24 protein-coding genes and 4 tRNA genes are annotated in these 20005 nt (G+C 67.4%); 11 read left to right on the top strand and 17 right to left on the bottom strand.

Going from position 1 to position 20005, the window contains the following annotated elements; genetic code table 11:
- Window positions 1–38: 38 nt before the first annotated feature.
- From A5673_RS01790 to lmeA, 5 genes are all read right to left on the bottom strand, one after another.
- Window positions 39–872: a sulfurtransferase gene (locus A5673_RS01790; protein WP_068226792.1), complete on the bottom strand. Its 834-nt coding sequence runs from the start codon at window positions 870–872 to the stop codon at window positions 39–41.
- A 33-nt stretch (window positions 873–905) separates the two neighbouring features.
- Entirely contained in the window at window positions 906–1370 is a 465-nt protein-coding gene (locus A5673_RS01795; RefSeq protein WP_068226793.1) for a DUF4395 domain-containing protein, read from the bottom strand.
- Window positions 1371–1480: 110 nt separating this feature from the next.
- Window positions 1481–1570 carry an Ms5788A family Cys-rich leader peptide gene (locus tag A5673_RS30545; protein ID WP_369806451.1) on the bottom strand — a complete coding sequence of 30 codons (90 nt, stop codon included), beginning with the start codon at window positions 1568–1570 and terminating at the stop codon, window positions 1481–1483.
- 29 nt (window positions 1571–1599) lie between these two features.
- Complete coding sequence (locus tag A5673_RS01800; protein WP_068226794.1) at window positions 1600–2016, bottom strand: thioredoxin family protein; 417 nt, start codon at window positions 2014–2016, stop codon at window positions 1600–1602.
- The gene (gene lmeA, locus A5673_RS01805; RefSeq protein ID WP_068226806.1) at window positions 2013–2783 is read right to left on the bottom strand and encodes a mannan chain length control protein LmeA; all 771 of its coding nucleotides are present in this window, start codon (window positions 2781–2783) and stop codon (window positions 2013–2015) included. The genes A5673_RS01800 and lmeA overlap by 4 nt, the downstream gene beginning before the upstream one ends.
- 217 nt (window positions 2784–3000) lie before the next feature.
- Here lmeA and A5673_RS01810 point away from each other — a divergent pair, with 217 nt between their 5' ends.
- From A5673_RS01810 to pstB, 6 genes are all read left to right on the top strand, one after another.
- Window positions 3001–3774 (top strand): response regulator transcription factor, encoded by a 774-nt coding sequence (locus A5673_RS01810; RefSeq protein ID WP_068226795.1) that lies wholly within the window; start codon window positions 3001–3003, stop codon window positions 3772–3774.
- A complete protein-coding gene (gene mshD, locus A5673_RS01815) occupies window positions 3771–4694 on the top strand; it encodes a mycothiol synthase (RefSeq protein WP_068226796.1) in 924 nt (307 codons plus the stop codon). Before A5673_RS01810 ends, mshD begins: the two co-directional genes overlap by 4 nt.
- 150 nt (window positions 4695–4844) lie before the next feature.
- Window positions 4845–5969 carry a phosphate ABC transporter substrate-binding protein PstS gene (pstS, locus tag A5673_RS01820; protein WP_068226807.1) on the top strand — a complete coding sequence of 375 codons (1125 nt, stop codon included), beginning with the start codon at window positions 4845–4847 and terminating at the stop codon, window positions 5967–5969.
- Between the two features lie 38 nt (window positions 5970–6007).
- Window positions 6008–7051, top strand: a complete 1044-nt coding sequence (gene pstC, locus A5673_RS01825; protein ID WP_369806452.1) for a phosphate ABC transporter permease subunit PstC — start codon at window positions 6008–6010, stop codon at window positions 7049–7051.
- Window positions 7048–7962: a phosphate ABC transporter permease PstA gene (gene pstA / locus A5673_RS01830; RefSeq protein ID WP_068226797.1), complete on the top strand. Its 915-nt coding sequence runs from the start codon at window positions 7048–7050 to the stop codon at window positions 7960–7962. The genes pstC and pstA overlap by 4 nt, the downstream gene beginning before the upstream one ends.
- A 12-nt stretch (window positions 7963–7974) precedes the next feature.
- Entirely contained in the window at window positions 7975–8751 is a 777-nt protein-coding gene (pstB, locus tag A5673_RS01835; RefSeq protein WP_066966881.1) for a phosphate ABC transporter ATP-binding protein PstB, read from the top strand.
- Here the strand turns inward: pstB and phoU are convergent.
- From phoU to A5673_RS01860, 5 genes are all read right to left on the bottom strand, one after another.
- A complete protein-coding gene (gene phoU / locus A5673_RS01840; protein WP_066915931.1) occupies window positions 8748–9416 on the bottom strand; it encodes a phosphate signaling complex protein PhoU in 669 nt (222 codons plus the stop codon). The genes pstB and phoU overlap by 4 nt on opposite strands.
- Window positions 9417–9473: 57 nt before the next feature.
- The gene (locus A5673_RS01845) at window positions 9474–11519 is read right to left on the bottom strand and encodes an LCP family protein (RefSeq protein WP_068226798.1); all 2046 of its coding nucleotides are present in this window, start codon (window positions 11517–11519) and stop codon (window positions 9474–9476) included.
- Between the two features lie 164 nt (window positions 11520–11683).
- Window positions 11684–12817 carry a tRNA dihydrouridine synthase DusB gene (gene dusB, locus A5673_RS01850; protein ID WP_068226799.1) on the bottom strand — a complete coding sequence of 378 codons (1134 nt, stop codon included), beginning with the start codon at window positions 12815–12817 and terminating at the stop codon, window positions 11684–11686.
- Window positions 12818–12835: 18 nt separating this feature from the next.
- A complete protein-coding gene (locus tag A5673_RS01855) occupies window positions 12836–13858 on the bottom strand; it encodes an acyl-ACP desaturase (protein WP_068226800.1) in 1023 nt (340 codons plus the stop codon).
- Window positions 13859–13972: 114 nt separating this feature from the next.
- Window positions 13973–14587 carry a TetR/AcrR family transcriptional regulator gene (locus tag A5673_RS01860; RefSeq protein ID WP_156747764.1) on the bottom strand — a complete coding sequence of 205 codons (615 nt, stop codon included), beginning with the start codon at window positions 14585–14587 and terminating at the stop codon, window positions 13973–13975.
- 67 nt (window positions 14588–14654) lie between these two features.
- Here A5673_RS01860 and A5673_RS01865 point away from each other — a divergent pair, with 67 nt between their 5' ends.
- A complete protein-coding gene (locus A5673_RS01865) occupies window positions 14655–15665 on the top strand; it encodes an oxygenase MpaB family protein (RefSeq protein ID WP_231970787.1) in 1011 nt (336 codons plus the stop codon).
- A 9-nt stretch (window positions 15666–15674) separates the two neighbouring features.
- On the opposite strand, the gene A5673_RS28080 is transcribed toward A5673_RS01865, so the two are convergent.
- Genes A5673_RS28080 through A5673_RS01875 form a run of 3 tightly spaced genes read right to left on the bottom strand, consistent with a single transcriptional unit; the run spans window position 15675 to window position 16798 of the window.
- A complete protein-coding gene (locus A5673_RS28080; RefSeq protein WP_082958495.1) occupies window positions 15675–15878 on the bottom strand; it encodes a zinc transporter Slc39a7 in 204 nt (67 codons plus the stop codon).
- Complete coding sequence (locus A5673_RS01870) at window positions 15875–16279, bottom strand: metalloregulator ArsR/SmtB family transcription factor (protein WP_068226801.1); 405 nt, start codon at window positions 16277–16279, stop codon at window positions 15875–15877. The genes A5673_RS28080 and A5673_RS01870 overlap by 4 nt, the downstream gene beginning before the upstream one ends.
- 18 nt (window positions 16280–16297) lie before the next feature.
- Complete coding sequence (locus A5673_RS01875; protein WP_068226802.1) at window positions 16298–16798, bottom strand: nucleoside deaminase; 501 nt, start codon at window positions 16796–16798, stop codon at window positions 16298–16300.
- An 86-nt stretch (window positions 16799–16884) separates the two neighbouring features.
- Between A5673_RS01875 and A5673_RS01880 the strand changes: the two genes are divergently transcribed.
- A complete protein-coding gene (locus A5673_RS01880) occupies window positions 16885–17784 on the top strand; it encodes a class I SAM-dependent methyltransferase (RefSeq protein WP_068226803.1) in 900 nt (299 codons plus the stop codon).
- On the opposite strand, the gene A5673_RS01885 is transcribed toward A5673_RS01880, so the two are convergent.
- Together A5673_RS01885 and A5673_RS01890 are read right to left on the bottom strand one after the other, a co-directional pair.
- Window positions 17774–18583 carry a TIGR04255 family protein gene (locus A5673_RS01885; RefSeq protein ID WP_068226804.1) on the bottom strand — a complete coding sequence of 270 codons (810 nt, stop codon included), beginning with the start codon at window positions 18581–18583 and terminating at the stop codon, window positions 17774–17776. The genes A5673_RS01880 and A5673_RS01885 overlap by 11 nt on opposite strands.
- A 107-nt stretch (window positions 18584–18690) precedes the next feature.
- A tRNA-Lys gene (locus A5673_RS01890) sits at window positions 18691–18763 on the bottom strand.
- Between the two features lie 135 nt (window positions 18764–18898).
- Between A5673_RS01890 and A5673_RS01895 the strand changes: the two genes are divergently transcribed.
- The 3 genes from A5673_RS01895 (at window position 18899) to A5673_RS01905 (ending at window position 19179) form a co-directional block, all read left to right on the top strand.
- Window positions 18899–18971 (top strand) — tRNA-Glu (locus A5673_RS01895).
- Window positions 18972–19002: 31 nt separating this feature from the next.
- Window positions 19003–19079: transfer RNA gene (locus A5673_RS01900), tRNA-Asp, on the top strand.
- A gap of 26 nt (window positions 19080–19105) precedes the next feature.
- Window positions 19106–19179, top strand: a tRNA-Phe gene (locus A5673_RS01905).
- Between the two features lie 111 nt (window positions 19180–19290).
- On the opposite strand, the gene gcvH is transcribed toward A5673_RS01905, so the two are convergent.
- Together gcvH and A5673_RS29805 are read right to left on the bottom strand one after the other, a co-directional pair.
- A complete protein-coding gene (gene gcvH / locus A5673_RS01910) occupies window positions 19291–19695 on the bottom strand; it encodes a glycine cleavage system protein GcvH (RefSeq protein WP_068226805.1) in 405 nt (134 codons plus the stop codon).
- Between the two features lie 227 nt (window positions 19696–19922).
- Window positions 19923–20005: hypothetical protein (locus tag A5673_RS29805; protein WP_231970792.1), on the bottom strand; the 83-nt coding region annotated here is incomplete at its 5' end.

Below are 20005 nucleotides of genomic sequence, written 5' to 3' on the forward strand. Positions count from 1 at the left end.
CGGGCAACGTCAGTCCTTGCTTCGGTCCAGAGCACATATCAGCTTCCCAACTCGATCGGGGCACCCACCAGGGAGCCGTATTCCGTCCAACTGCCGTCGTAGTTCTTGACGTTTCTGTGGCCCAGTAATTCCCGCAGCACGAACCAGGTGTGCGACGAACGTTCCCCGATCCGGCAGTACGCGATGGTCTCCTTGGTGCCGTCCAGTCCGGCGTCGGCGTAGAGCTTCGCCAGCTCCTCGTCGGACTTGAAGGTGCCGTCCTCGTTGGCGGCCCGGCTCCAGGGCACGTTGATCGCGCCGGGGACATGGCCCGGCCGCTGGCTTTGCTCCTGCGGCAGGTGCGCCGGCGCGAGGATCTTGCCCGAGAACTCGTCGGGGGAGCGCACGTCGACGAGGTTCTTGACGTTGATGGCCGCGATGACCTCGTCGCGGAAGGCGCGGATGCTGTTGTCCGGCGGGGCCGCGGTGTAGGAGGTGGCCGGCCGGTTGACGGTGTCGGTGGTCAGCGGGCGGCCGTCGAGTTCCCACTTCTTGCGTCCGCCGTCGAGCAGCTTGACGTCGGCGTGGCCGTACAGCTTGAAATACCAGTAGGCGTAGGCGGCGAACCAGTTGTTGTTGCCGCCGTAGAGGACCACGGTGTCGTCGTTCGAGATGCCGCGGTCCGACAGCAGTTTGGAGAACTGCTGTGCGTCCACGAAGTCGCGCTTGACGGGGTCCTGCAGATCGGTGCGCCAGTCCAGCTTGATCGCGCCGGCGATGTGGCCGGTGTCGTACGCGCTGGCGTCCTCGTCCACTTCGACGAAGACGACGTTTCCGGCATCGAGATTGCTCTGGGCCCAGTCCGCGGAGACCAGGACGTCGGAGCGTGCCATGGTGGGTGTTCCTTTCGATTGCTTCGGACGAAGTTATGCGGGAGTCGGTCGGAAGCGTGCGACCAACGGGTAGAGCTGGCAGCCCAGGCAGATGCCGAAGGCCGCGTTGAGGAACGCGGCCACCAGCGCGGCCGCGGTGGCGATCAGGCCGAGCACGAAGGCGCCAACGGCAAATCCCACGACACCGACGACCGCGAAGATCAGGCCGACGAGTTGGGCGAACTTCAGCGGCGCGACGGGCTCGCGCTCGCTGACGGGTCCCAGGCGGGGCGCCACGAGGCGGGCAAACACCCGGCCATAGGGGTGGCGGCGGGGCCCGCCGAGGGCGCCGACGGAGAAGATCACGGCCTGCGCCCCGAGAATGAGAGCGGCCGCCAGCGGGCTGACGGCCGAAACAATGAGGGTGAGCACAAGGACCGCGGTGGTGACCCAGGCGGCGAACCTGGGCCCGCGCACGTCGACGCGGTCGGGCTGCACGGCGGTGTTGCTGCTTGGCACGGGAACGACTCCTAGAAATTCTTGTTGCGCGGAAGACGGGTGGAGGCACGTTTTTGGGAGCCCGGGGTGGGGGACCGAAACCGCTCCGAGTGCGCGCAGGGCGCTGCTACTCAGCAGCTACAGCAACAACAACAGCCCGCGGTGCGGCACAGATCGACTGTGCGACGCGTGGTGAGCATGGGCTCCAGGCGGGCTGACACGTCGGCAAGCTTACCCAATGACCCAGCGCTCAAGCCAACAGAGGCTGCAGCGCCGAACGCAGGTCGGCGGCCTTGGGCACCCCGGAGGCGCGGTACCGCTGACGCCCCTCGACGTCGAAGATCAGCGTGGTGGGCAGCGACAGCACCGAGAAGCGCCGGGCGGTGCCCGGGTCGGCGTCCAGGTCGATCTCGAGGTGGGCAACCTCGGCCATGTCCTGACACACCTGGTGGACCACCCGGCGCACCCGATCGCAGGGCCCGCACCAGGGGGCGCTGAAGTGCACGATGGTCGGCCCGCTCCGGGACAGCGCCAGCTCGCCGGCGTCGGGCCCGCCGCCGGGCCCGGAACGAACCTCGCGGACTCGTCCCGCCCTGCGCGTCAACAGCCACCCGGCGGCGGTCGCCACGGCGACCGCCGCCGCAATCGCGATAAGCACGGTCATCATGACTGCTTGAACCCCTCCAGGGTGACGGTTACTCCCCGGGCGACGCCCTCGATGATGACGTCGGAGCCGCGCGCCCCCTCGGTTGTCGGCCCGAGCCCGAACGGCAGCCGCTGGTTGGGCAGCCTGGTGCCGAATGCGCGCAGCACCGCATCCCGCTTGTCGTCCGGAACGGCCTGGTCGGCGGTGTCGGGCCCGGTCAGGACGCCCGTGGGCGTGATCACCAGCGTCGCGGGGTCCTCGGGGGCGATGGAAAGGTCCGCCGAGACGCTGACCCGGTGCTCGAAGCCCGCGGAGTGTGGCGTGCCGCTGAACACCAGCCCGTGGCTGTCGGAGATGCCCGATGCGGTGACGCCGCCGGTGGCGGTGTTGGTTTCCCTGGGCGGCGCCTCGACCATCAGGTCGCTGATGCCCAGGTAGCGGCCCAGGTGCATCGAGTCGATGATGATGCGGCTCTCCAGCCTTCCCACCGGCAGCTTTGCGTCGGGTCTGATCAGCCAGGACGCCTGCGTCAGGTCCACCGAGTACATCGTTGCTTCGAGGGTTGCCGTGCCGACCATCGGATGAGCGACCGCGTTGGCCTTGATCTCCAGCTGGTTGTAGTGGTGGCGCAACGCCTGCGGGATGAAGGGAAACGCCACGATGGCCACGAACGGGTCGGACCCGAGATGCGCCACCTTGCGCACGCTGGTCGACAGGCGGTACTCGGCGTAGATGCTGGTTCCGTAGTCGACGCCGACGGCGCCGACGACCGGTACGGCGACGGCCATCGCCGTCGCCGCCGCGCCGATCAGCACCTTGCGCACCCGGACATTGTCGCGTAATCCGCTGGCCACCGTGTCGCCGGCCGTCCGGTGGCGGGGCTCACACTGGCGCCCACCCCACGCCGAAATGGCAGGTGGCACGTTATCGTTAGATGTCCTGGCAACTAACGCGTCGTGGCGTTACGAAATGGGAGACGCCTTCCCCCCGAGCTGGAGGGGCTAGTTGGAGCTATTACTGCTGACCTCGGAACTGCACCCCGACCCGGTGCTGCCGTCGTTGTCGCTGCTTCCTCACACCATCCGGACGGCGCCGCCAGAACCATCCTCATTGCTGGAGGCCGGGACCGCGGATGCCGTGCTGGTCGATGCGCGCACCGACCTGTCGTCCGCGCGCGGGCTGTGCCGGCTGTTGAGCACGGCGGGCCGGTCGGTCCCCGTCCTGGCGGTGGTGAGCGAAGGGGGGCTGGTGGCGGTGAGCGCCGACTGGGGGCTGGACGAGATCCTGCTGCCCAGCACGGGGCCCGCCGAGATCGACGCCCGGCTGCGGCTGGTGGTCGGCCGCCGCGGCGGGCTGGCCGACCAGGAAAGCGCGGGCAAGGTCAGCCTGGGCGAGCTGGTGATCGACGAGGGCACCTACACCGCCAGGCTGCGTGGCCGCCCGCTCGACCTCACCTACAAAGAGTTCGAGTTGCTGAAGTACCTGGCGCAGCATGCCGGCCGGGTGTTCACCCGGGCGCAGCTGCTGCACGAGGTGTGGGGCTACGACTTCTTCGGCGGCACCCGCACCGTCGATGTCCACGTGCGGCGACTGCGCGCCAAGCTCGGCCCCGAATACGAGGCGTTGATCGGCACGGTGCGCAACGTCGGTTACAAGGCCGTCCGGCCGGCGCGCGGTCGCCCGCCGATCGCTGACCCCGCCGAGGCCGACGCCGACGAGGCCGAGTCCGATTCGGAGGATCTGCAAGAGCCGCTGGGCGACCCGTTGCGCAGTCAGTGACCCCGCCCGACTGGCGTTCTGATCTCACCGCCGCCGAGCAGCAGAGCGTGCGCGAACTCGTCGCGGCGGCAACGGAATTCGATGGGGTCGCGCCCGTTGGCGAACAGGTGCTGCGCGAACTGGGGCACGACCGCACCGAACATCTGCTGGTCACCGGTGCCCGGCCGGGGACGATCGCGGGCTATTTGAACCTCAGCCCGCCGCGCGTCGGCGGTGGGGGGATGGCGGAACTGGTGGTGCACCCGCGGGCCCGCCGGCGGGGTGTCGGCACCGCCATGGCACGCGCGGCGGTAGCCAAAACCGATGGGCGCAACCAATTTTGGGCGCACGGCACCCTCGAGCCGGCCCGGGCGACCGCCGCCGCGCTCGGGCTGGTCCCGGTGCGCGAACTCGTCCAGATGCGACGCTCGCTACGCGACACACCCGGTTCCGCGCCGCCGGTTGCCGGGGTGCAGATTCGCACCTACCGGGGAACGGCCGACGACGCGGAGCTGCTGCGCGTCAACAACGCCGCCTTCGCCCAACACCCCGAACAGGGCGGGTGGACCGCTGCCGACCTGGCGGAGCGGCGCGGCGAACCCTGGTTCGAACCGGAGGGATTGTTCCTGGCGTTCGGCGCGCCGGATAGCGATCAGGCGGGCAGGCTACTGGGCTTCCACTGGACCAAGGTGCATCTCGACCGACCCGGCCTGGGCGAGGTCTACGTCGTCGGGGTCGATCCGTCGGCGCAGCGCCGGGGCCTCGGGCAGGCGTTGACAGCCATCGGGATTCAGTCGCTGGCCCGCCGGCTGGCCGGTGCGGCCGAACCCACCGTGATGCTTTACGTCGAATCCGACAACGTCGCCGCGGTGCGAACCTACGAGCGCCTGGGCTTCAGCGTCTACAGCGTCGACACCGCCTACGCGCTGACCACCAGCTGACCGCAAGCCGACGTTCACCCGGCATTCATCTCTACCGACTTCTCTGGGCAGCACCGACGCATACTTTCGGGGCGAGTTGGCTACCTCACATTGGGGACGGCCGACGGCGCCTGCATGCGTCGGGGGGAGCGCGTGGAGAAAGCGGGATCGGTGAGGCTCGACATCCAGGGCAGGGCGCTGGCCGTCGCGGCGTTGACGCTGGCGATCTGCGGTACGACCCTGAGCGCTTGCGGCAGCGATGACAACCGCCGGGGCGCGTCGACGGCCGCCATCTCCGGGTTGGCCGGCAGCGCGGGCTGCGGCGGCAAGAACGGCCTGACGGCGGAGGGCTCTACCGCCCAGCAGAACGCGATGTCGTTGTTCAACCAGGCGTGGGGGCGGTCGTGCCCGGGCAAGGCGGTCGCGTACAACCCCACCGGGTCCGGCGCCGGACGCGAACAATTCATCGCCGGCCACGTCGACTTCGCGGGATCCGACTCGCCGCTGGTCGCCGACCAGATCGGCCCGGCCGCCAAACGCTGCGACGGAAACCCGGCGTGGGACCTGCCGCTGGTGTTCGGACCGGTCGCGCTGGTGTACAACCTGCCGGGCGTGCCGAGGCTGGTCCTCAGCAGCGATGCCCTCGCCAAGGTCCTCAGCGGCAGGATCACCGTGTGGAACGACCCGATACTGGGCGCGCTCAACCCCGGCGTGGCGCTGCCCGACACCAAGATCGTGCCGATCTACCGGGCGGACTCGTCGGGAACGACCGACAACGTCCAGAAGTATCTGACGGCCGCCGCGCCGCAGAGCTGGACCCGAGGGGTGGGTACCGAGTTCCAGGGGGGTGTCGGCGAAGGCGCCACCAAATCGGCCGGAGTGATCCAGGCGGTGCGGGTCACGGCGGGTGCGATCGGCTACGTCGAGAAGGGGTTTGCCGACCAGGCCGCGCTGCCGTATGCCCTGATCGACACCGGCAACGGCGTGGTCCCGTTGACCAACGACACCGCCGCCAAGGCCATCCAGGCGGCCGGCTTCGTCGCCGACGGCAACGATTTGGTACTCGAGTTGGACCCGATGTACACCACGCAGCGGGCGGATACCTACCCGCTGGTGCTGGCCAGCTACGAGATCGTGTGCTCGAACGGCTACGACCCGGACACTTCGGCGGCGGTGAAGTCGTTCCTGAGCGCGGCCGCGACCGACGGGCAGGCCGGTCTCACGTCCGCCGGTTATGTGCCGTTGCCCGATAAGGTCAAGGAGCGATTGGTCGCCGCGATCAATGCGATCCGGTAACCGGCGGGCGCAAGGAGCGACAGCAGGACTGTGACGGGATCAGGGTGATAACGCCAGACCCATCCGTTGCGGGTTCGGGTGCGGTCGTCGCTGCGCCCTTTCCCGAGTCGCCGGTGGTGCCGATCAGCCCGTGGGGGCGGGCCCAGCCGCGCCTGGGGGACAGGGTGTTTCGGCGGCTGGCGCAAGGTTCCGGCGTCCTGATCGTCCTGCTGATCGCCGCGATCGGCGGCTTCCTGCTGCTGCGCGCGATCCCGGCCTGGCAGCGCAATCAAGAGAACTTTTTCAGCTACGACGGCAACTGGGTCACCACCGACACGTCGGCCATGCACTTCGGCATCCTCGGGCTGCTCCAGGTGACGGTGTTCGTGTCGGTGTTCGCATTGATGCTGGCCATGCCGATCGCCTTGGGCGTTGCGCTCTACATCACGCACTATGCGCCGCGCCGGGTCGCCGCGCCGCTGGCCTACGCGGTCGATCTGCTGGCCGCCGTCCCCTCGATCGTGTACGGCGTGTGGGGCCTCTATGTGCTGGCGCCGCAGCTGCGACCCGTCGCCGTCTGGCTGAATCACACGCTCGGCTGGTGGTTCCTGTTCGCCACCGGCAACGCGTCGGTCGCGGGGGGCGGCACCGTCTTCACCGGCGGGATCGTCTTGGCGGTGATGATCCTGCCGATCATCACCGCGGTCACCCGCGAGGTGTTCATGCAAACCCCGAACGACGAGATCGAGGCCGCGCTGGCGCTCGGAGCCACGCGCTGGGAAGTGATCAGGACGACCGTGCTGCCGTTCGGGCTGTCCGGCTACGTGAGCGGCGCGATGCTGGGCCTGGGCCGTGCCGTGGGGGAGACGGTTGCGCTGCTGATCATCCTGCGGGGCACCCAGGGTGCGTTCGGCTGGTCACTGTTCGACGGCGGCTCGACCTTCGCCACCAAGATCGCGGGCACCGCGTCGGAATTCGACGACCGATACAAGGCCGGTGCGTATCTCGCCGCGGGACTGGTGCTGTTCCTGCTCACCTTCCTCGTCGACGCCCTGGCTCGCGGCGCCGTCGCCGGTTCCACCAGCAGGCGGGCCGGCCGATGACCTCGATGCTGGACCGACCCCTCAAGCCGCGGGCCTTCCCGGCGGTCGGGCGCCGTCGGCGAGCGGCCAACACCCTGGCGACCGTGCTGATGACGCTGTCGATGGCGCTCGCCGTGACACCGTTGCTGTTGGTGCTCGGCTCCGTGATTGCCAAGGGGTTCAAGGCGGTTGCCTCGACCGCGTGGTGGACGCATTCACAGGCCGGCATGACGGCGTTCGTGGCGGGCGGCGGCGCCTATCACGCGACGGTGGGCACCCTGTTGCAAGGCCTGGTATGCGCGGTCATCTCGGTCCCGATCGGCATGCTGGTGGCGATCTACCTGGTCGAGTACGGCGGCGGCACCGTGCTGGGCAGGCTGGCCACGTTCATGGTGGACATCCTCTCCGGAGTGCCCTCGATCGTCGCCGCCGTGTTCATCTACGCCCTGTGGGTGGCGACGCTGGGGCTGCCCCGTTCCGGGTTCGCGGTGTCGTTGGCCCTCGTCTTGCTGATGATTCCCGTGATCGTGCGGGCCACCGAGGAGATGCTGCGGATCGTCCCGATTGATCTGCGCGAGGCCAGCTACGCGCTGGGGATCCCGAAGTGGAAGACGATCGCCAGAGTCGTCGTTCCCACGGGCTTGTCCGGCATCATCACCGGGATCCTGCTGGCGGTGGCCAGAGTGATGGGTGAGACGGCGCCGCTGCTGATTCTGATCGGTTATTCGCAGTCGATGAACTTCAACGTTTTCCACGGGTTCATGGGGACGCTGCCCGGCATGATGTATAACCAGACATCGGCGGGCGCGGGTATCAACCCGGCGCCCACGGATCGGTTGTGGGGGGCGGCGTTAACCCTCATCCTGGTGATCGCGATCATCAATGTCGGGGCCAGGGTGGTCGCGAGAAGGTATGCCCCCAAGAAGGCGTAGGCAGGAGCAGTAGTGGCCAAGCGGTTGGACCTCAAAGCCGTCAACATCTATTACGGGTCGTTCAAGGCGGTCGCGGATGTGACGTTGTCGGTTCTGCCCCGCAGCGTGACCGCGTTCATCGGCCCCTCGGGCTGCGGCAAGACCACCGTGCTGCGCACGCTGAACCGGATGCACGAGGTGATTCCGGGCGCCCGGGTCGAGGGCAGCGTGCTGCTCGACGACCAAGACATCTACGGGCCCGGTATCGACCCGGTCGGGGTGCGCCGCGCGATCGGGATGGTCTTCCAGCGGCCGAACCCGTTCCCCGCCATGTCAATTCGCGACAACGTCGTCGCCGGCCTGAAGCTGCAGGGGGTGCGCAACCGCAAGCTGCTCGACGAGACGGCCGAATACTCGCTGCGTGGTGCCAACCTGTGGGACGAGGTCAAGGATCGGCTGGACAAGCCGGGCGGCGGGCTGTCGGGCGGGCAGCAGCAGCGCCTGTGCATCGCGCGCGCCATCGCCGTGCAGCCGGACGTGTTGCTGATGGACGAGCCCTGCTCCGCGTTGGACCCGATCTCGACGATGGCCATCGAGGAACTGATCAGCGAGCTGAAGCAGGACTACACGATCGTCATCGTCACCCACAACATGCAGCAGGCGGCCCGGGTGAGTGACCTGACGGCGTTTTTCAACCTGGAGGCCGTCGGAAAGCCCGGCCGGCTGGTCGAAATCGACGACACCGAAAAGATTTTCTCCAACCCGACCCAGAAGGCGACCGAGGACTACATCTCCGGCCGCTTCGGCTAGCTCGTCAGGGGTTTCGTGTCGTCCTCGGGCAGCCTGCCCGTCGCCTGGAAGATGACGCGCCGCGCCACTTCCACCGCGTGATCGGCGAAGCGCTCGTAAAAGCGGCCCAGCAACGTCACGTCGACGGCCGCGGCCACGCCGTGCTTCCATTCCCGGTCCATCAGGACGGAGAACAGGTGCCGGTGCAGGTCGTCCATCGCATCGTCTTCTTCGCGGATCCGCGCGGCTTTCTCCGGGTCGCGTGACAACACTACCTCTTGGGCGCTATTGCCCAATTCCACTGCGACCCTGCCCATTTCGGCAAAATACCCGTTGACTTCCTCGGGCAGCGCATGCTGTGGGTGCCGGCGGCGGGCGATCTTGGCGACGTGCAGGGCCAGCGCACCCATGCGGTCGATGTCCGCCACCATCTGGATGGCGCTGACGATGGACCTGAGGTCACCGGCGACCGGGGCCTGCAACGCCAGCAACACGAAGGCGCTTTCCTCGGCTTGGGCGCTCAGCGCCGCGATCTTCTCGTGGTCGGAAATCACTTGTTCGGCCAGCACCAGATCGGCCTGCAGCAGCGCTTGGGTTGCCCGCTCCATGGCGATCCCCGCCAGCCCGCACATGTCACCGAGGCGCCCGGATAGCTCCGAAAGCTGCTCGTGGTAGGCGGTCCGCATGCGGCCAGCCTACGTTCTCGGCGCGGCAAATGGGCGGTGCCGTACCGCCAAAAATCTTTACTCGCAGGTGGTGTCGGCCGCGTTCGTCACCGTCAGGTCGTCCGGCAGCTGGGTCGGCGGGTTGCCCGATCCGCGTTCTATCTGCATGCTGACCGACGAGCCGGTGGGGGCAGGAGTGGCAACCGTGTTGAAGTCCGGGCCCAGCACCACCTGAATGACCTGCCCGTAGCCCGAGACCCGCTGAACCTTGGCATTGGCGAACGATGACGCCACCGTGGCTGCGGCCTGCTCGTTGCCGGGCGAGAACAACACGGTGGTCGTGTTCACCGAACTCGGGTAGTCATCGGGCGTCATCACGTTGAAGCCGTTGTTCTTGAGCTGTTTGGTCGCGGTGGCCGCCAGCCCGCTCTGCATGGTCGCGTTGGAAACCCGCACCGTGACGTCTTGCGGCGACGTGGTCGTCACCTGTTGGTGCTGAGCCTCGGGGGCCGCGGTGGGGGTCGGCGTCTTCTTGGTGGTGGGCGCCTTGCTCGAGCCCGCGCCGGCTCCCGACGTCGGGGAACTACCGCCCAAGGCCTTGGCGTTCTGGTCGTTTTCCTCGGGCAGTGGATCGTCGTTGATGATGGCGTCGAACAGCGCGCGCATGTCTGCCATCCGCGGCGGCTCATCGCCGTTCTGGTCGGTGATGCCGGTCGGCACCGTGACGAACGTCATGTGCCCGGCCGCCATGCCCTGCAGCGACTGACCCAGCTGGACCAGGTCCTTGGTCTTGACGTTGTCGACGGAGGTGAGGCTGATGAACATGTTGACGACGTTGTTGAGCTTGTTGAGGTCGAGCAGGGTGTCCTCGGAGATCAGCGAGCGCAGCAGCGATGACAAGAACAACTGCTGGCGTTTGATGCGGCCGTAGTCACCGTTGGTCTCGGTCGTCACCTGGCGGGCCCGCACGTAGTTCAACGCGGTTGCGCCGTCGAGGACTTGGCGTCCCGCGTGGTCGAGGACCGTGCCCAGTTCGTAGTCGTGCAGCGTCGTGCGGCTGCACACCTCGACGCCGCCGAGGGCGTCGACCATCTTGGCGAATCCGGCGAAGTCGACGGCGATGAACCGGTTGATGTTCAGGCCGGACAGCTTCTGGATCTCCTTGACCAGACACTTGGGGCCGCCGAACGCATAAGCGGAGTTCAGCTTGGTCTCGGTGTAGACCGTCTTGGGGCCCCAGGTCCCCTTCTTCTCGTCGTAGATGGGTCCGTACTTGCCGGTGTTGGGGTTGTAGGCCTCGCATTGGATCGGGGTGATCGCCAGGTCGCGCGGGAACGAGACCGCGACCACACGCTTACGGTTCGCCGGGATGTTGACCAGCATGACAGTGTCGGACCGTGCGCCGTCGGCGTCATCGGTGCTACCGGCGCCCATGTCAGCGTTTTCCCCGGCTCGGGAGTCGACGCCGACGATCAAGAAGTCCTCGTCGCCGTACTGTCCACCGGGGTCCCGGATGTCGCTCGAGTTCGGATCGAGCGCGTTGATGATGTTGAGGCGGTTGTTCTTCGACGCGCTCCATTGCCACGCGCCGCCTGTCAGCACCAGCGCCAGCACGGCGGAAAAGGCCGCCGCCGAGCGCGCGGCGAGCAGGATCGGCCGCCGGCGGGACTTCGGCGTCGATTCGCGGCTCTCGGGCGCGGGGTCGCCCTCCGGTGTGTCGAACTCGTCGTCGTTCGGGTAATTGGCCGCCTCGAGGTCCGGTAGCTCCGCGGCGGCGTCGAGCGAGTACGCCGGGATCACCTGCGTGTCCTGCAGCTCGACGGGCAGCTCCGGCGCGGCCTCGTCGGGCTCGTCGTCGGGGGCGGCGCGGCGGTGGCTGGGCCGGGCGGCGTTCGGGGCCCCGACCTTGGCGATCAAATCGGCGACCGTGAGCCCGCCGCCGGTGTGGCAGCCGGCCGTTTCCTGCTCACCGGCCGGGTGTTCGATCAGGTCGGGCTCGGCCTGCCAGCGGTGGACGCCGTGATCGCCCGGCGGTTCGGCGAAGCGTTCCCACGGGGCCGAGCCCAGCTTCGGTTGCGGGGTGCGCCGATGGTCAGGAGTGGCGTCGGTGCCGCCATCACTCATGTCCTATCGGCCTCCGAAGCTCTCATGCGACGGTAGGGAGCCCGTGCGCAAATCCCGGCGCGCTCCCGCAGCGGCACCAAACCGACCCCCACGGAAGCGCAATGCGGCAAGGTCCACATCGTACTGAGTTATCGGTCCCGATGCGATTTCGAGTTTGTTAACGCTCAGCCACCCGAGTGCATCACGTCCGCCCCGGCCGGCACCGTGCAGTCGTCCGGGTCGGCCAGCCAGCCTTCTGGCAGGGCCACGCGGGCCGGTGAGCCCTGTCGGCCGCGAGGGCCGGCCGCCGCCTCCGGGAACGGCACCGTGCCGTCCAACCGGCCGAGCAGCGTGTCGAGGTCGTCGAGCGTCGTGACCATGGCCAGCGCCCGGCGCAACTCGGATCCGGCGGGGAAGCCGTGCAGGTACCAGGCGATGTGCTTGCGGATGTCGCGCATGCCCTTGTCCTCGCCGAAATGCGCCGTCAGCAGCCGGCCGTGCCGGCGCACGATGTCGGCGACCTCGCCCAGCGTGGGCGGCGTCGGGGCCGGCCTGCCGGTGAACGCGGCCGACAGCTCGGCGAACAGCCAGGGCCGGCCGAGGCAGCCACGGCCGATGACCACGCCGTCGCAGCCGGTCGTGGCCATCATCGCCAGCGCGTCGCTGGCGTCATAGATGTCGCCGTTGCCCAGCACCGGGATGGTCCGCACCTGTTGCTTGAGCTGCGCGATCTGTTCCCAGTCGGCGGTGCCCGAGTAGCGCTGCGCCGCGGTGCGGGCGTGCAGGGCCACCGCCGCGGCCCCCTCCGCCTCCGCGATGCGGCCGGCGTCCAAGTGCGTGTGGTGCTCGTCGTCGATGCCGATGCGGAACTTGACGGTCACCGGTATCTGGGTGCCCTCGGTGGCCCGCACGGCGGCGGCAACGATCTGGCCGAACAACCGCCGCTTGAAGGGCAGCGCCGCCCCGCCGCCGCGCTTGGTGACCTTGGGCACCGGGCAGCCGAAATTCATGTCGATGTGGTCGGCCAGGTTCTCGTCCGCGATCACCCTGGCGGCCGCGTAGGTGGTCGCCGGGTCGACGGTGTAGAGCTGCAGCGAGCGGGGCGACTCGTCCGGCGCGAACGTCGTCATGTGCATGGTGACCGGATGGCGCTCGACGAGCGCCCGAGCGGTCACCATCTCGCAGACGTAGAGCCCGCTGACGGTTCCGGCCTTCGCCTGTTCGAGCTCGCGACACAGCGTCCGGAAAGCGACGTTGGTCACGCCCGCCATCGGGGCCAGCACCACCGGGCTGGCCAGCGTGATCGGACCGATGCGCAATGTGTGTCCCGAGCCGGACTACCGGCGGCTCATGGCCAGCTTGCCCGCGGTTTGATGCAGCTCGAACGCCGTGGTCCGCTTACCCGTGCGGGCTTCCCGCTCGAGTTGGCGGCGCTTGGACACCTCGAACTTGTCGCAGGACGCCTCGAGTTCCTTGATGAGCAGGGCAAGGTCGTCGCGCAGCTCGGCCGCCTCACCCGTGATGTCCTCGCGCTCGAAGAAGCGCCACTTCTTCAGGATCGGCATGACGACGTCGTCGAGGTGGATGCGCGGGTCGTACACGCCTCCGACGGCGATCAAGACGGCTTTGCGCCGGAATTCGGGCACCTGGAAGCCGGGCATCTGGAAATTGCGCAGAATTTTGTGCAGCGACTTCGTCGCCTGGTTGGGATCAATCTCGAACCCGGCCTCGCTGACGTCGCGGTAGAAGATCATGTGCAGGTTCTCGTCGGCCGAAACCTTGGCCAACAGCTGATCGGCGATCGGCTCGTTGCACGCCTTGCCGGTGTTGCGGTGCGAAATGCGGGTCGCCAGCTCCTGGAACGTGACGTAGATGACCGAGTCGAACAGGCTCTCGGCGAACAGGTCTTCTCGAACCTGGTGGTTCTGGCCCGGGCTGAAGCCGCGGTTCACCACCTCGATGCGCAGCTTCTCCAACTCGACCGGGTCGACCGCCCGGGTCACCACGAGGTAGTCGCGCAGTGCGATCCCGTGCCGGTTCTCCTCGGCGGTCCACCGGTTGACCCACTGCCCCCAGGCGCCGTCCATACCGAAGTTCATCGCGATCTCGCGGTGATACGACGGCAGATTGTCTTCCGTCATCAGGTTCTGCACCATCGCCACCTGGGCGAGGTCGGAGAGCTTGCTCTGCTCGGGGTCCCAATCCTGCCCGCCGAGCGCGTAGTAGTTCTTGCCGTCTGACCACGGGATGTAGTCGTGCGGGTTCCACGGTTTGTGCACGCTCAAATGCCGGTTGAGGTACTTCTCGACCACCGGCTCCAGCTCGTGCAGCAGCTGCAGGTCGGTCAGCTGAGCTGACATAGTTCCCCCCTCCAGTTATCTGTGTCTACGGGTTGCAGTCAATATATCTGTACCCGCCGGTAGCATCAAGTTCCTTCCGCCCGCGCGCCGTCGTCGTTCTGCGGCCGGAAACCGCTACTCGGATTTGGTCTGCTCGGCGGCGGAGACGTACGGGGCCGCCGCGGTGAACAACATGTTGACGCAGTAGTCGATGAACTGCTTGCGGCTCGCGCCCAGCCGGCCGTTGAGGTAGGCGGTGAACAGGCTGGTCAGCCCGCCGACCAGGCTCGTGGCGATCATTTTCTGCAGCACCGAATCCCCGATCCGGGACAGCTTGCGCTGCAGCAGGTCGATGAAGTTGGGCATCCACTCCGCGCCGGATTGGGTCAATATCGGCTCCACGGTGGGCGCCAGCAACAGCACCCGCCCGCGCACGGGATCGTCGACCATCAGCTCGACGAACTGTTCGACGGCCTCGCGCGGGGTCTTCGCCGAGGTGAGTGTGTTCATCGCGCGCGTGCACACATCGTCATAGACGGCGCGCACGAATTCGTCACGGTCGGAAAAGCTTTCGTAGAAGTAGCGCTCGGTGAGCGCGGCCTTGCGGCATACCGCTCGGACGGTCAACGCGGGGCCGCGGTCGCTGCCGAGCAACTGCACCCCGGCGGTGATGAGATTGTCGCGACGGAGGGCGAGCCGGCTCTCCAGGGGGACGCCCGTCCAGCGGCCCCGTCGTTGACCGGTCGGCACATCGCTCCTAAGCTCTAAAGTGACAACGTATGTAGTCAGAATTGCCCATATCTACAGGAATCCAATAGTGACCCAACATACTTCCGCACCCCGCTCGGTGACCAGCGGCTCCGCCGTCGTGGCCGACGGCTGCCCGGTGTCGCCGCTGGGCTACGCGGCGCCACCGATGCCGCTCGGCCCGGATTCCCTGACCTGGCGGTACTTCGGGGACTGGCGGGGCATGCTGCAGGGTCCGTGGGCGGGTTCCATGCAAAACATGCACCCGCAGCTGGGTGCGGCGGTCATCGACCACTCGACGTTCTTCCGGGAGCGCTGGCCGCGGCTGCTGCGCTCGTTGTACCCGATCGGCGGCGTCGTGTTCGACTGCGACCGCGCCCCGGTCACCGGCGCAGAGGTGCGCGACTACCACACCGACATCAAGGGCGTCGACGAACAGGGCCGGCGCTACCACGCGCTGAACCCCGACGTCTTCTACTGGGCCCACGCCACCTTCTTTGTTGGCACGATTCATGTGGCCGAACGGTTTTGCGGCGGCCTGACCGAGGCGCAGCGGCGCCGGCTCTTCGATGAGCACGTCGAGTGGTATCGCATGTACGGCATGAGCATGCGCCCGGTGCCGGCGTCCTGGGAAGACTTCAAGGTTTACTGGGACCACATGTGCCGCAACGTCTTAGAAAACAATTGGGCCGCCCGCGCGGTCCTCGACCTGACCGCACTGCCCAAACCCCCGTTCGCCCAATGGCTTCCGAACCCATTGTGGGCCGCGCAGCGCAAACTGCTGGCCCCGTTCTTCGTATGGCTCACGGTCGGTCTCTACGATCCGCCGGTGCGCGAACTGATGGGTTACAAGTGGTCGCGCCGCGACGAATGGCTGCACCGCCGCTTCGGCGACCTCGTCCGCCTCGTCTTCGCCTGCGTGCCAAGGCGATACCGTAAACACCCCCGGGCGCGCGCCGGCTGGGATCGCGTCACCGGACGAATCCCGGCGGATGCCCCGCTGGTGCAGACGCCGGCGCGCAACCTGCCGCCGCTGGATGAACGGGACAACCCGAAGCACTATTGCCCGCACGTCTCCTAGCGGGTATCGCTACCCGTGGGCGTGGTTGTGCGCGCCTTCGAGGTCGGACTGGTGCACGTGCGGGTGGGTGTGCTCGGTTCCGTCGTCGTGGGCGTGGGGATGCTCATGGCTGACGTGGTCGTGATCGTGCGTGGTGTGCGCATGTGAGTGGGCCACGTCGGCGTGTCGGTGTTCGTGCGCGTGCGGCGCGTCGTGGGTGTGCTGTTCGGTCATCGTGTCACCTTCCGCTGTGAAACACGTTGTGGCTGTTGGGCGACCACCTTCAGTTCGCCCTCGCCCCGGTGATGACGGGGCACCCCAGGACCAGCGTGCTCGGCGTTGCAGACCGCGTCGATGACGAGCTGCCGGACATGGTCGTTCTCCAGGCTGTAGAAGATGCTGGTGCCGTCCCGGCGCGTGCGCACCAGCCGCGCCATGCGCAGCTTCGCCAGGTGCTGGGAGACCGACGGCGCGGGCTTTCCCACGTGCTCGGCGAGTTCGTTGACCGACATTTCCCGGTGCGTCAACGACCACAACACTTGCACGCGGGTGGCGTCGGCGAGCATCCGGAAAACCTCGACGACGAGGCCGGCCTGGTCGTCGGGCAGGCGATCTTCACTATTACCTGCATGCATACGCAGATAATAGCCGACTCAAACCGGCGGGACGACGGTGGACCGGCGCCGGCCGCCGTTGCGCTCGTTCCACAACCGGTAGACGTCCACCGCGGCGGCTTCGGGCTGGTAGCGCATCGGGAGGCGACGCCGGTCCCACGTCTTGGCGAATTCGTCGTAGAACGTCGCGACCTCGAAATATTTGCGGTCATCGAGGTAGTACTGCTCGTAGGACTCGCGGGTGATCAGGAAGACGACTTGTGCGGGCGAGCAGTAGTACAGCGAGCCCAGGCACATCGGGCACGGATGGGCCAGCACGTAGACGGTGCTGTCGACCAGATGCTCGGTGCCCAATTTCGTGCACGCCTGCCGAATGGCCAGTATTTCCGCATGTGCGGTCGGATCGTTGGTCTGGGCCACTTGGTTGGCGCTCTCGGCGAGGATTTCGCCGCCTTTGACGATGACCGTCGCGAACGGGCGACCCCCCTCCGCGACGTTTCGGCGGGCCAATTCGATGGTGCGCTGGGCGAAGTCGGTCACAGGTCGGAGGGTAGTCACGCGGGGCGACCGCCGGCGCTGTGGTATTAACTAGGCTATCTATATTTTTCGGCTGGGATGGGGAACTGATGGCACGCACCGACCGCGACCGTTGGGATTTGGCGACGAGCGTCGGAGCGACGGCGACGATGGTTGCCGCGCAGCGGGCGCTGTCCAGCGACGAGCAGTTGATCGAGGACCCCTACGCGGCGCCGCTGGTGCGCGCGGTCGGCATCGACGTCTACGTCCGGTTGGTCAACGGCCAGATCCCCGTTGACGAGGAAACCGAGTTCGATCCGCAGCGGATGGCGCGCGGCATGGCTTGCCGCACCAGGTTTTACGACCAATTCTTCCTCGACGCGGCGCGCGGCGGCATTGGCCAGGTGGTGATCCTCGCCTCGGGCCTGGACGCGCGTGCCTACCGCCTGCCCTGGCCGGCGGGCACCGTCGTCTATGAGGTCGACATGCCGGAGGTGATCGAGTTCAAGACGCTGACGCTGCGCGACCTGGGCGCCGAGCCGACCGCCGAGCGGCGCACCGTCGGCATCGACCTGCGCGACGACTGGGCCTCGGCGCTGCGGGCCGCGGGCTTCGATCCGCACGCGCCGGCGGCGTGGAGCGCCGAGGGCCTCTTGGTCTACCTGCCCGACGAGGCCCAGGACGCGCTGTTCGACAACATCACCGCGCTGAGCGCGCCGGGCAGCCGGCTGGCCTTCGAATTCGTGCCCGACACCGCCGTTTTCGCCGACGAGCGCTGGCGCGCACACCATGACCGGATGAGCGAACTCGGATTCGAGATCGACTTCAACGACCTCGTCTACCACGGGCAGCGCAGCCACATCCTCGACCATCTGAGCCGGCGCGGCTGGCGGACATCGTCACAGACCGTCAAGGAGTTGCACGCGGCCAACGGCTTCGATTATCCCGACGACGACGTCGCCCAAGCCTTCGCCGACGTGACCTACAGCAGCGCTGTGTTTAGCGGCTGAGCAGGTCGTCCTTCAGGCGGTTGGTGAGCATCTCCTGAAACACGGTCCGGGCCGGGTCGTAGAGGTCCTGGAAGGTCGTCAGCACCGTGCCCCGGTCGTATTCGGGGATCGACCCGGCCGGGGTCCAGAAGCTGTCGATGTCCAGCAGGAAGAACGGCCCCTGCGCGGCCGGCATGGTGCGGCGCAGGTGGTAGCTGGCGTCCAGCGCCTGGCCCATGCCGGGCCCGTAGCGCACGATCATCGACTTCCCGGGGTTCGCCTCGCGGTAGACCGCGGCGCCCTGCCATTCCGTCAGGGTCAGCCCGGCGGGGGCGATGCGCTGCGGTCCGAGCAGCGGCTCGGCGATCCAGTTGGCCCACTCGATGCGGCCGTCCACGCCCTGGGGCACGCGGATCTCGAGGACGTAGCGCAGGCCGAGCCGTTCCACGCCGACGATCGGCGAGAACTGCGAGCGGGCGTCGATGACCCGCATCACCAGGTCGACCAGCTCTTCGAAGTTGGTGTATGCCGTGGTCTCGATGACGACCGCCTGGGTCTTCATCGAGGCGGCGAGAGTGTTATCGCGGTTGACGTAACGGACGAAGCGCTCGGCCGCCGGCTGCGGTTGCCCGCCGGCTCCCATCGCCCACGCCACGTCCTGCGCCTGGCGTTCGATGGGCAGCAGGTCCGCGAGCAGGCGTCTGAGCTCGCCGCTCGAGGATTCGGTAAGGGAATCCGTTGCTGGATGACGGATTTCCATGGTTACGAGGGCTACTGGGGCGTTGGGGTAGGCCGCGTCGACACTCACGATTCGAAGCATAAGCCAAGTCGCTCGGCGGCCGAACGAGGGCCAGCGATGTCAGTCGCCGCCGGAGCGCCCTCGGCGGCATCGGCCGAGGTAATAACCGATTCAGTGCCCCTGTTCAGTGCCCCCACTAGGACTCGAACCTAGGACCTGCGGATTAAAAGTCCGTAGCTCTACCAACTGAGCTATAGGGGCGCGAACGTTCAGAATACTGGGTTCGGAACACCGCCCGAACGGCGCTCGTTTGAGGATTGGGCCTGCAGTGACCTAAGCTGACGTGGCTCCCAACGGTAGTTGCGTTGCGAGTGCCCCCGGAGTGATTCGGTTCTGGCCCCCATCGTCTAGTGGCCTAGGACGCCGCCCTTTCACGGCGGTAGCACGGGTTCGAATCCCGTTGGGGGTACGCGCGACGCAATGACGCGGAGCGATAGCGAGGCCCTGTGGCGCAGTTGGTTAGCGCGCCGCCCTGTCACGGCGGAGGTCGCGGGTTCGAGTCCCGTCAGGGTCGCCAGCACGGCGAGGCAGCCCATGCCTTCCGGCCAGGTAGCTCAGTCGGTACGAGCGTCCGCCTGAAAAGCGGAAGGTCGGCGGTTCGATCCCGCCCCTGGCCACACTGTTCAGCCGCGCGGACGCTTGTCCGGCTGCTGTGCGTGCAACGGGCCGAGCCGCTGTTCGCGCAGCGTGGAAACGATCTTGGGACCCTGACGGGACTATCGGCGATTTCAGTCGGTGAGGATGCCGAGGTAGGCATCGGCATCCAGCAGCGCCGCGCCACCCGACGTGAGCGCCGCGATCTCGGAATCGTCGACCTGGATGTCCAGCAGCCAGCCGGCGTTATAAGGGTCGGCGTTCATGAGATGCGGGCTACCTTCCAGATCGCCGTTGACGGCGGCCACCGTTCCCGACAACGGCGCAAAGAGATCCGACACCGATTTCGTCGACTCCACTTCGCCGAATGCCTCGCCCGCTGTGAGCTCCGCGCCGATGTCCGGCAGTCGCACGAAGACGATGTCGCCCAGAGCCGACTGCGCAAAGTCGGTGATGCCTACCCGTACCGTGCCGTCGTCTTTCCGACGAACCCACTCGTGTTCGGCCGTGTAGTACAAGTCGGACGGAAGGTCACTCACGAGTAATCCTGTTCTGTTGCGGCGGTTTGGGGCTCCACGCGGTTAGCGGACACTGGGGCGGGACGGGTGCCGGGCGACGGTCTTTCGAATCCGGCGGCGGCCGCCGCGATCTCGTCGCGTCGCGCCGTTCTCGCTGGCGCGGCTGCAGTTACCGCATACCAGTTTTCTTGTGCGACAAAGCCATAACGTTCCGCTGCGGCATATCCGCGGCATCGGACGGGCCGGCGCTAGATGGCCCGTTTGAGCTCGTCGACCATGTTGAGTTGTTCCCAGGGCAGTTCGATGTCGGTGCGCCCGAAGTGGCCGTAGG

This window comes from Mycobacterium sp. E3198, from assembly GCF_001667015.1.
In the GTDB taxonomy this organism is placed as follows: Bacteria; Actinomycetota; Actinomycetes; order Mycobacteriales; family Mycobacteriaceae; genus Mycobacterium.

Excerpts from the sequence above, each read along its gene's own strand:
- A5673_RS28080 (WP_082958495.1), bottom strand. The coding sequence starts at position 15,878 with ATGACCGAACAGCACACCCACGACGCGCCGCACGCGCACGAACACCGA.
- A5673_RS01885 (WP_068226804.1), bottom strand. The coding sequence starts at position 18,583 with ATGCTTCGAATCGTGAGTGTCGACGCGGCCTACCCCAACGCCCCAGTA.
- A5673_RS01845 (WP_068226798.1), bottom strand. The coding sequence starts at position 11,519 with ATGAGTGATGGCGGCACCGACGCCACTCCTGACCATCGGCGCACCCCG.
- lmeA (WP_068226806.1), bottom strand. The coding sequence starts at position 2,783 with ATGGCCGTCGCCGTACCGGTCGTCGGCGCCGTCGGCGTCGACTACGGA.
- A5673_RS01800 (WP_068226794.1), bottom strand. The coding sequence starts at position 2,016 with ATGATGACCGTGCTTATCGCGATTGCGGCGGCGGTCGCCGTGGCGACC.
- phoU (WP_066915931.1), bottom strand. The coding sequence starts at position 9,416 with ATGCGGACCGCCTACCACGAGCAGCTTTCGGAGCTATCCGGGCGCCTC.
- A5673_RS01870 (WP_068226801.1), bottom strand. The coding sequence starts at position 16,279 with ATGCATGCAGGTAATAGTGAAGATCGCCTGCCCGACGACCAGGCCGGC.
- A5673_RS01790 (WP_068226792.1), bottom strand. The coding sequence starts at position 872 with ATGGCACGCTCCGACGTCCTGGTCTCCGCGGACTGGGCCCAGAGCAAT.
- A5673_RS01880 (WP_068226803.1), top strand. The coding sequence starts at position 16,885 with ATGGCACGCACCGACCGCGACCGTTGGGATTTGGCGACGAGCGTCGGA.
- pstA (WP_068226797.1), top strand. The coding sequence starts at position 7,048 with ATGACCTCGATGCTGGACCGACCCCTCAAGCCGCGGGCCTTCCCGGCG.
- A5673_RS01855 (WP_068226800.1), bottom strand. The coding sequence starts at position 13,858 with ATGTCAGCTCAGCTGACCGACCTGCAGCTGCTGCACGAGCTGGAGCCG.